Annotated in this window: 11 protein-coding genes; all 11 read right to left on the bottom strand. The window is 57.5% G+C overall.

Annotated features, from left to right (window positions below):
• Nucleotides 1-265 precede the first annotated feature (265 nt).
• The 11 genes from IEW18_RS03730 to IEW18_RS03680 all read right to left on the bottom strand — a co-directional run bounded on the left by IEW18_RS03730 (nucleotide 266) and on the right by IEW18_RS03680 (nucleotide 8125).
• Entirely contained in the window at nucleotides 266-1144 is an 879-nt protein-coding gene (locus tag IEW18_RS03730) for a hypothetical protein (protein WP_188556486.1), read from the bottom strand.
• A 1-nt stretch (nucleotide 1145) separates the two neighbouring features.
• On the bottom strand, nucleotides 1146-1655 hold the full coding sequence (locus tag IEW18_RS03725) for a hypothetical protein (protein ID WP_188556485.1): 510 nt from the start codon (nucleotides 1653-1655) through the stop codon (nucleotides 1146-1148).
• Nucleotides 1645-2364, bottom strand: a complete 720-nt coding sequence (locus tag IEW18_RS03720) for a hypothetical protein (RefSeq protein ID WP_188556484.1) — start codon at nucleotides 2362-2364, stop codon at nucleotides 1645-1647. The genes IEW18_RS03725 and IEW18_RS03720 overlap by 11 nt, the downstream gene beginning before the upstream one ends.
• Nucleotides 2365-2468: 104 nt before the next feature.
• The gene (locus IEW18_RS03715) at nucleotides 2469-2885 is read right to left on the bottom strand and encodes a hypothetical protein (protein ID WP_188556483.1); all 417 of its coding nucleotides are present in this window, start codon (nucleotides 2883-2885) and stop codon (nucleotides 2469-2471) included.
• On the bottom strand, nucleotides 2885-4291 hold the full coding sequence (locus IEW18_RS03710) for a hypothetical protein (RefSeq protein ID WP_188556482.1): 1407 nt from the start codon (nucleotides 4289-4291) through the stop codon (nucleotides 2885-2887). The genes IEW18_RS03715 and IEW18_RS03710 overlap by 1 nt, the downstream gene beginning before the upstream one ends.
• Before the next feature lie 4 nt (nucleotides 4292-4295).
• Nucleotides 4296-5492, bottom strand: a complete 1197-nt coding sequence (locus IEW18_RS03705; RefSeq protein ID WP_188556481.1) for a hypothetical protein — start codon at nucleotides 5490-5492, stop codon at nucleotides 4296-4298.
• Between the two features lie 11 nt (nucleotides 5493-5503).
• A complete protein-coding gene (locus tag IEW18_RS03700; protein ID WP_188556480.1) occupies nucleotides 5504-6547 on the bottom strand; it encodes a hypothetical protein in 1044 nt (347 codons plus the stop codon).
• Complete coding sequence (locus IEW18_RS03695) at nucleotides 6547-7356, bottom strand: hypothetical protein (RefSeq protein ID WP_188556479.1); 810 nt, start codon at nucleotides 7354-7356, stop codon at nucleotides 6547-6549. The genes IEW18_RS03700 and IEW18_RS03695 overlap by 1 nt, the downstream gene beginning before the upstream one ends.
• Nucleotides 7349-7660: a hypothetical protein gene (locus IEW18_RS03690; RefSeq protein WP_188556478.1), complete on the bottom strand. Its 312-nt coding sequence runs from the start codon at nucleotides 7658-7660 to the stop codon at nucleotides 7349-7351. The genes IEW18_RS03695 and IEW18_RS03690 overlap by 8 nt, the downstream gene beginning before the upstream one ends.
• Nucleotides 7653-7961, bottom strand: coding sequence for an oxidase (locus tag IEW18_RS03685; protein ID WP_188556477.1), 309 nt, complete (start codon nucleotides 7959-7961; stop codon nucleotides 7653-7655). Before IEW18_RS03685 ends, IEW18_RS03690 begins: the two co-directional genes overlap by 8 nt.
• Nucleotides 7958-8125, bottom strand: a complete 168-nt coding sequence (locus IEW18_RS03680) for a hypothetical protein (RefSeq protein ID WP_188556476.1) — start codon at nucleotides 8123-8125, stop codon at nucleotides 7958-7960. The genes IEW18_RS03685 and IEW18_RS03680 overlap by 4 nt, the downstream gene beginning before the upstream one ends.
• Nucleotides 8126-8169: the final 44 nt, after the last annotated feature.

Here is an 8169-nt window from a genome sequence, read left to right as displayed (position 1 = left end):
AGCATGCTTAGGGCCGGAATGACGTTTTGGATAGGTGTATTCAACCAAAAAGGCCCCGCTAGTAGCTAGCGGGGCCTTTTCCATACGTACTGGCTTCTGGAATCGGCAAATCAACCGGGACAAAAAAAACTAATCAACCGGGACAAATTTTGAGGCTTTCAAAGACTGTTTGAATACCCTTTAAACCTGCTCTTGCACTGCTAAAAATAGAAAAAGCTCTAGCCAATAGCTAGAGCTTTTTTGTACATTTTCAATTACACTTGAATTATAACCCAATCCACTGCCGTACTGCCAAAACGTAAAAAGGCGGGCGGTTTTCGTGGGGCTGGTCGCCACCAATCGGGCTTATAGGCATTGAGGTGGTAATGTCGGGTTCCTGCCCCCCGTTGCCAGTGCCATCCGTACTAGCAGCCGTAGTTTTGCTGCCGTAGGGTGCTTTGCGCAGCAGTTGGTTATACTCAAACTGCCCATCCTTTGCGTGATTGTGGCTAGGCATCTCGGCTGTCGTAAGCCGGTGCATCTCTTCCCCGCCTGTATCACCAATTACATCATAATCAGCCCGCGCTGGGTCTTGACCCACTACGAACATACCACGCAGGTCAGCGGTGCCTACGTTGCCGTTGCATAGTGCCCAGCCGTGGGCTTCGGTGCCTGGTATCCCTTTCCCATCAACATCATAGGTACCTGTGTTGATGTTGGCTAGCCACTGCACTTCCCCGAGGACGCGGAAACGGCTTTCCATCACTTTGCTGTAGCGCAGGGCACCGTCTGCTGTGATGCTGATTTTGGGAATGTTATCAGTGGTTTTGGCCTGCACCTTCGTGCGCTGCTCAATAATGCAATCTTTCGTGCCACCTGTCTGGTAAGCCCGCTGGTCATAGACCCCGATGTTATCCAGTACTATTTCACAAGGCAAGCTGACACCACTGGCACCATCAAACTTCAGCAGTTCACCACCAAGCCAGACAATCCCATATCCTACATCCACTAGGCCACCACGGGGATAGATATTTACGTTGGCCACGATATGCGGGGGAAGGTTCTGGAATGCTGCTTCAGCTGCATAGTACATATCATCTTGCAACGCCTTAAAGTCATCATTGGTCAAGGGGCGGCCACCTTCTTCTAGTTTGAGCTTGCGCATCTTAATTGGGAGCTGTGGTGTACAAAATTTGATAGTTGGTCATGGCCCGCTTCAGGCGGCGGACCATCGCGTGAAGCCCGAGGGCTTGTGCTGCTAGACCAGGAGCGTAGACTGTGAAATCTACCTGGCTGTTGAATTCTACCTGGTGGCGGAGGTACAGGGGCTGATGCCCTGCTTCCTGCACAAAAGTGGTCGTAGGGTTGGGCTGCTGCTCCCGCACGAAGTTGACGTACACTGGGGCTAGCTCACCCACTGCATTTCGTACCCGGATGCGTCTGAATCCAGGGTCAAATGTGTCATTAAGGGCTTTTTCCATCATGATGGTTTGCCCATTGTAGGAAAGTTGCCTGAGCACATCAGCCTGGTAGTTCAGGAAGTCCTGATAGATAGTTTCTATAGGGCTGGTCAGCACTTCCAGCCACGCCAGCGTTCTAGGCTTGCGTAGCAGAGAGGGCACTAGGCCGCGCACCAGCGCCGGAAAGTTGAGGCGGAAGCGGGTGCTAGCTGGCATTGGGCACGAATGTTAAGCTGTCCATAAAGTTTCCACCGGGCAAGTCTTCTTCCACGATGTAACCAGCGGCTGTTTCATACACCCGCCCAAACACCACTGGGGCCGCCTGCCCTACTCGGGCGGCGACTCTACTCAGCAGAACGTCCTTCACACCGGACACGGCCTGGATGGCATCAACTAACCGGCTCACGTACACTTGGCCATCAAATTCCAGTTGGCCTAGGTAACGCTGAAGGGCTGAGCGTACCGCCGCCTTCACGCTGGCCAGGTCCAGCAAGGGGTTGTAGTACACTTCCCCTGTCAGCTGTAAGCGGTCCGCTTCGCGGCTCACCACTTCCAAACGGGTGCCCGCGAAGCGCACCCGGTCAAAGAAGCCGCGCAGCTGGGTTAACTCTGCATCTGAAAGCGGGGCCAACGTACCAGCGGCGGAACCAGCCTTTGCCACCTTGATGAATAAGCGCCCTGTGTTGGGGTTTTCCTTCGCCGTGGCCTGTGTTACCAGCTTCGGACCAGAAGTACCTACTTCATAGCCCACCGTGTTATTGACTACCAGCAGTTCATCCCCGGCCTGCCAGAACTTAGCCATTGCCACATACCAGGCAGGGGTACCAACTGGGGCCAACGCCACAATCCGGTCCACATCCGCGCGAAAACGGTCCCATAGGGTTTCATGCGCCCACAACACCGTAGCGGTGACATAAGACCACATCCCAGGCAGGGAAGTGGCACTTGGGCTGTTCAGGGGGGCTAGCTCAGGCCGGGACTGGCGGGCCAGTTGAATGGCTTGAAAGATTTCTTCTATTGTGCGGGCCATTAGAGATATTTTCTTCTGAAGTGATAGGCGTAGGCGCTACGGAAATACAGCTGTAGCAGAAGCGTCTGCGGCACGGAGGGCTGAAGCGTTGTGGTCCGGCTCAGGGCCAGGTATTGCTGCGACGGGTTCAGCACTTCAATGGTAACCGGGGTGCCGGTGGGCAGCGTCCGTTCGTAGGGGTTAAACTCAGCGCGAAACGGAATTAACTCCTCTACCTGGTTACCGGCTTCCGTGTAGGTGAGGCGCAACGTGATGTCCGCAATGGCCCCACCCCCAGGCGGTGCTAGCACCTGCAAGCGTAGGTTCGTCGCTTTCTTCGGCGCAAAGCCCAACACCCCTTCCGTGCTTGCCAGGAACCGCCGCCGCTGGTTACTCCAGCCCAGTAGCCCGGACTCGTTCTGTTGCGTGTAGGCCATTACTGCGGATTGTAGTTGCTCTGTTTAATGCCAATGCGGTAATAGGTCATCAGCACGGTACTCTGCATGGTCGCCGGATTGAAGTCTGCCCGCCCGTTACCCACCGGGGCGCTGGCATTACCGTTCCACTTGGGCTGGGTGCCCCATTCCATTTCCACGTAGTTGGTGCCCGTGACCCAGTGCGCGGGGTTATTCTTATCTGGGTAGGTGGGCAACGTGCTCCACAGAAGCAGATAGGTCAGTCGACGCGGGTTGCGGCCTGCTGTCCCCGGCCCATAGGCGGGCTCATCGAAGCTGGGCACATTATTGTTGCGAGGGTCCGGCATCTGGTAGCTGGTGCTCTGAAAGTCGTTGTCGAAGTTCAGACCCGATACCAGGTCCATCCCGAATAGAATTTCCGGCCGGTCAGAAAAGGCTATCGGGTCGGTAAAGACCACGCCCTCGATGCTGCTGGCTCCTGGCTGCACAATGACGCCCCCTTGGGAGTTGACCATCAGATTGCCGGTTACCGAACTCAGGGCAGTGGGCGTATTGTTAGCGGCCGAAACTAGCTTGGTATTGGTCGTCGTAATCGTGCCCAGCGCACCCTGGTACTGGAAGTACTGACTACCCGAATAGCCCAGATGCGTCGGGCCGATGGCACTAGCCAGCAAGGGGCTATCTGCCCGCAAGGTGTAGTCTTCAAACTCGCGACGGTTGAACTTTGGGTCCAGGCGCAAGGTGCCTGAAGGCAGGTTGTCGAACGAAGCGCCCGCCCCGGTCCGAAAACCGTAGCCGCTGCCTACCCCATTGGCAATATCCACCGCGCAGGTGTCTACGGTGGTGGCCGTCAGGCGGGAATTATACCCGTAGCAGCGCGTCATGATTCCGGCTGCGGTAACTGTGCTGTCAAAAAACAGACAATTATCGAACTGCGGCAAGATGTCCCCAGTGGGCGTGTAAAAGAGGTTAAAGAAGATGCAATCCTTAAACACGACTGGATTCTTGCTGCTGCTGTTGGCCTCTGCCCCAAATTCTGGGAGCACCTTGAAAATGCAGCGCCGGTACGTAGCCTGGTTGGAGAACTGGTAGTCGCGGAAGTTGAAGCCCGCAAACTGGTCAAAGTAAATCCCCTCGAATGTGGAGTCGGCCCGGCAGAGTCCGTAAAAGCGCGTAGAAGCATCCCCCAGAAACTTTACCGTGGTGTCAGCCCGCCAGCTGATAACGGAGGAAAGCGCCGTGGCGGAAGGAGCCCAGATGTAAGAGCCGCTGCCCACAATGCAGGTTTCCCGCGCTCCGCTGGCAGCCTCGATAATGCGCCCTGGTGTACGGGCCGGAAACTCGGGATTGGTACCCGTAGAGCTGTCGTTGGCCTGACCGCCTTTTCCTAAGTAGCGCTGGCCGGTAATTCTGAATCCGTGTGGCATGGGGTTAAGCTCCTTCTACTTCGATGGTGGTATCGGTAAAGCCGTTGGCGTAGGTAATGGCCCAGACAATCTTGTCGCCTGCTACCAGCGGAATGTTGATGGTCGCCACGTCGCCGTTGAAGGGCACGGCCACCGCCCCACCGCCATTCTTGGCGTACGAAACGGAGGCAGTCCCGGCATCCTTGTAAACCTTTTTCAGCGTCTGAGTGCGGAAGTAGCTGCGGGTCTGAGCTACCAGGTTGCTGAAGGCAAACACGTCCACGAAGCCGCCGCCCGTGGCATTTTCCAGGGCAGTAATCTTGGTTTCTATCTTGCCCAGCGTGTTGTAGTTGGCCGTAGCCGTGCCCAGCAACAGATTCCGCACGGCAATAACCAAGCTGGTGACACTAGTGGCCGCAGTGCCCAACGTCGTATTAGCATTGTCCAGCCCGCCAATCTTGACATCCGCTGCCAGATGTCGGTTTTCAACCGCCCCATCCGTCAGCGCCGTGCCGGTGGGGCTCGTGCTGCCAGCCGGGCGGGCTTCCAGCGTGCTGACGCGGTTGCCGAGCGAGTTCAGGTCGTTCTGGCTGGCTTTGCCTTGCAGGCCCTGCTCCACGGCCACCAAGCGGGTTTCGTGGTTGCTCAGGCTGGTCTGGTTCTGCTGCACGCTGTTGAGCACGGAACTGAGCTGCTGGCCCAGGTACACCAAGAACTTTTCTACGCTGGTCAGCCCGGCCTGCACCGTGACGGGGTAGGCGTTCTGCGCCGCGTTGATGGAGCCAATCTTTACATCAGACCCTAGCTTGGCATTGGTCACGGCTCCGTCCGCAATGGCATTCACCGCTGCCTGCTGAGCCGCTTTTACCATCACCTCCAATTTTTTCAAGGTGTTGCTGTCGTCGCTGGCACCGCCTAGCAGCATGGCTACGGCTGCATCCACGGCTGTTTTGAGGTCGGCGGGTGTGGCCTTGCCATTCACCACCAGGGTCAGCGCGTTCAGGCCGGTGCGGTCCGTGCTCAGGGCCTCCGCCAGTTCGCGGAACGTGTCGAGGGCGGCGGGTACTTCGCCCCCAAACAACAGCATCTTCAGCTCGTTGAGTTTGGCGTCTACCTGTGCGGCGGTCATACCGCCTGCAATGGCTGCCTGAGCGTCAGGAGCCAGTTTATTCAGGCTGACGGTACCATTGAATATCCGGTCTCCGTGTAATACTTGTGACATGAAGTTGTAGCTTATTCGAGGGTGAGTTGAACGGCGTCGTACACGACCGGCCCCGTGGTGCCGGTTTCCTTGCGTATATAGACCAGCTCGTGTGCGCCCGCTGGTAGAATGGGCGAGGTGAAGCGTAAGGCTGCCTGCTCTAGCGTTTGCGCGTATTGGTCTATCTCATAGGTCACGCCGTTGAGCGTGAACTGCACCACTTTGAGACTATTAGCCCGGAGGTGGATGAGCGATAGGCGGCCGGGACTGGGCAGCCAAAAGCGCAAGCGAACCGGGCTGTTCGACACCGTGCAGTAAAAACCATTGCCGCCAGAGTAAGCCGGATTTTCCTCCGTGTACCACTCGCCTGTGGCAACGACGAAGGGGGAACTCTGCTCAATCAAGGCCGGGGCAACAGCTCCCGTCCAGCCAGCAGGTGGGGGTAGCGTGCCACTGGGCTTCTTGGTGAAGGCCGGGCTGTCGGCCCACGGGGAAACGTTGCGCCCCGTGCTAGCCTTCACCCGCACCTGCGTGTAGCCAGCGGCACGGTCTACGTCTCCTTGCGCCAGACTCATAGCAGGCACGGCCCGGATGGTTTGGTTATCCGTGGTGCGCATTTCCAGTTCAGCCAGGGCATAGGGGCTGCTGATGGTAAGCGTGTCGGCCATGTCGTCGCCACTGAGCACGGGGGCGGGTGGGGTCGTGTTGGCCGGGGGCACGTAGGCAGCCAATGTGGTCAGGTTGCTGCTGCGCCGGGACTCATTGCGCACGCCCTCGATACCTACCACGTAGAGCACCACCGCGCCGGGCAGATACGAAACCGTAGGGCTCAGCTGAATGGTGAAGCTGGATGGCGTGTAGGGTCCGGCCCCGGCTACCTCGTAGCGCACCTGGTCGTAGCTCAGGCCAGCGGCTAGGCTGAAGGTCAGGGTTTGGGCTGCATCATCTTCCACCGTGATGACCGGCGCGTCCGGTGTAGGCAGGACCACCGGGGCCGTGACGGTGCCGCCAAAGCTGAGCACGATACCGGAAGGGGCGGCAAACAAGCGGCCTTTGGTTCCTAGGTGCGTACTCATCAGAAAGCGACACAGCGTAAGACCACATTATCCGCTGCTGTCACGAACAGGGCGGATGGTACGGCGGCAGACTGGCTTTTGAAGGGATAGAACGCCGGATGGCTCAGGCCGGTAAGAGCTGGGCCGGTATAGCCACCTTCTGCATCCCAGTTGGCCGGGTTAGTCACTTTGGTTACCTCCGTAGCAGGCCAGCCAAACAGGTCTTTGGTTTCCGGGGTGGTGTAGAGCACCAGCCAGCTGCCCGCCGTGTTGGCATAGGTGCGGTACCGTTCCGAACCCAGCGTCTGGAAATGCAAGTCGCCATCGGTGCCACCCGTAGGCGCTGCTGCACTGGCAGTAATGCGGCTGCCATCCTGTCCATCCTGTCCATCCTTACCGTGGAAGCTGGTAAAGAAGGCAGCCAGACTTCCCTGGTTGCCGTTGTCTAGCCAGAGCTGGTAAGCGGACTTACCAGCTGGGCCGGGCACCGTAGATGCAGCACCAGCTGGGCCGGGCACCGTAGATGCAGCACCAGGCGTACCTTTCAGATTGCCTTTGCTTACCCATACACCAGCTTCCTTTTTTGCAGTGTCCCCCGTTAGGGTATTCAGCCAGCCATCCCCATCATTCCCATCTACTGCCTGCGGGGCTCGGGGCTCCATATAGAGTTCGGCCCCACCGGTCAGCTGTTGCAGGGCTTGAAGGGCTTCCGTGATAATACTGAATAGCTGAAGCAGCTCAGGGCCATCCAATCGGGCCGCACCTGTGACGGGCACCCGTGGAATGACTTGCTGAGCGCGTTCAGCTAATTGAGCGGCGAAATCAAGCATAGTGGTCTGTAGTGAAATAGTCAGGATTGAAGAAGGATTCAGGTGCCGTGGGCGCAGGCGGCGCTGAGGTGGGCGCAGGCTGGTTGGCCGTGTTGACTCTGTAGCCACGGGCACTGAAGAAGGCCACCACCTCAGGGCGGCCTGATACTGAAGCGGGCACTACCACGGCCTGACCAGGTGTCAAGGGGTCTGTGATGGCCATATCATTGGCATCCGCTAAATCGTAGAGTGCGCCCATATCCCCGAGGGTCTGTAGGCACACATCCAGAAGGCTCTGGCCTTCGCCTGCAACTACCTTATTCATCGGTGTCTTTGTAGTAGCCTTCCAGATGTAGGGCACCCTGCGGGCTCAGTCTGAGGGCCATGATTTGCTGGCCATCCAGTTCCAGCTGCTGCTGGATTTCTGAAGCAATGCCGACCCCTGAAGCATCATCCAGCAGCATTTCTACAATGCCTATCCCGACCTCAGGAGCTTGCCGCCATTCGCCCTTATTGGTGTAGAGCAGCAGGGCTTGATGTTGCTCTGTGCTTTCGCCAATGACGAAATCCCCACCCCGGATTTCCAGGTCATAATCAGCGTTCAAAAGGACATCAAAGACGTTCATTTGAGCTTGCCGTTTTGCAGCAGGCCGGTCTGAGTAGCGGCGCTGCCTGTGGTAGTTACCGTGCCTACTACCTCAGCACCCGTCACGAAGTCATAGAGCATATCCACGAAATCATCAGCGTACTGCTTTCGGGCGGCTTCGGGGTCATCTGTGCGGGCGGCCATGCTATCATGAAGACCCTTCAAACGCTGTTTAAAAAATGCTTTGT

Origin of the sequence: Hymenobacter glacieicola (assembly GCF_014640315.1) — a bacterium.
Lineage (GTDB): Bacteria > Bacteroidota > Bacteroidia > Cytophagales > Hymenobacteraceae > Hymenobacter > Hymenobacter glacieicola.
This window is presented reverse-complemented; position numbering and strand designations above follow the sequence as displayed.

Excerpts from the sequence above, each read along its gene's own strand:
- IEW18_RS03730 (WP_188556486.1), bottom strand. The coding sequence starts at position 1,144 with ATGCGCAAGCTCAAACTAGAAGAAGGTGGCCGCCCCTTGACCAATGAT.
- IEW18_RS03725 (WP_188556485.1), bottom strand. The coding sequence starts at position 1,655 with ATGCCAGCTAGCACCCGCTTCCGCCTCAACTTTCCGGCGCTGGTGCGC.
- IEW18_RS03720 (WP_188556484.1), bottom strand. The coding sequence starts at position 2,364 with ATGTGGTCTTATGTCACCGCTACGGTGTTGTGGGCGCATGAAACCCTA.
- IEW18_RS03715 (WP_188556483.1), bottom strand. The coding sequence starts at position 2,885 with ATGGCCTACACGCAACAGAACGAGTCCGGGCTACTGGGCTGGAGTAAC.
- IEW18_RS03710 (WP_188556482.1), bottom strand. The coding sequence starts at position 4,291 with ATGCCACACGGATTCAGAATTACCGGCCAGCGCTACTTAGGAAAAGGC.
- IEW18_RS03705 (WP_188556481.1), bottom strand. The coding sequence starts at position 5,492 with ATGTCACAAGTATTACACGGAGACCGGATATTCAATGGTACCGTCAGC.
- IEW18_RS03700 (WP_188556480.1), bottom strand. The coding sequence starts at position 6,547 with ATGAGTACGCACCTAGGAACCAAAGGCCGCTTGTTTGCCGCCCCTTCC.
- IEW18_RS03695 (WP_188556479.1), bottom strand. The coding sequence starts at position 7,356 with ATGCTTGATTTCGCCGCTCAATTAGCTGAACGCGCTCAGCAAGTCATT.
- IEW18_RS03690 (WP_188556478.1), bottom strand. The coding sequence starts at position 7,660 with ATGAATAAGGTAGTTGCAGGCGAAGGCCAGAGCCTTCTGGATGTGTGC.
- IEW18_RS03685 (WP_188556477.1), bottom strand. The coding sequence starts at position 7,961 with ATGAACGTCTTTGATGTCCTTTTGAACGCTGATTATGACCTGGAAATC.
- IEW18_RS03680 (WP_188556476.1), bottom strand. The coding sequence starts at position 8,125 with ATGGCCGCCCGCACAGATGACCCCGAAGCCGCCCGAAAGCAGTACGCT.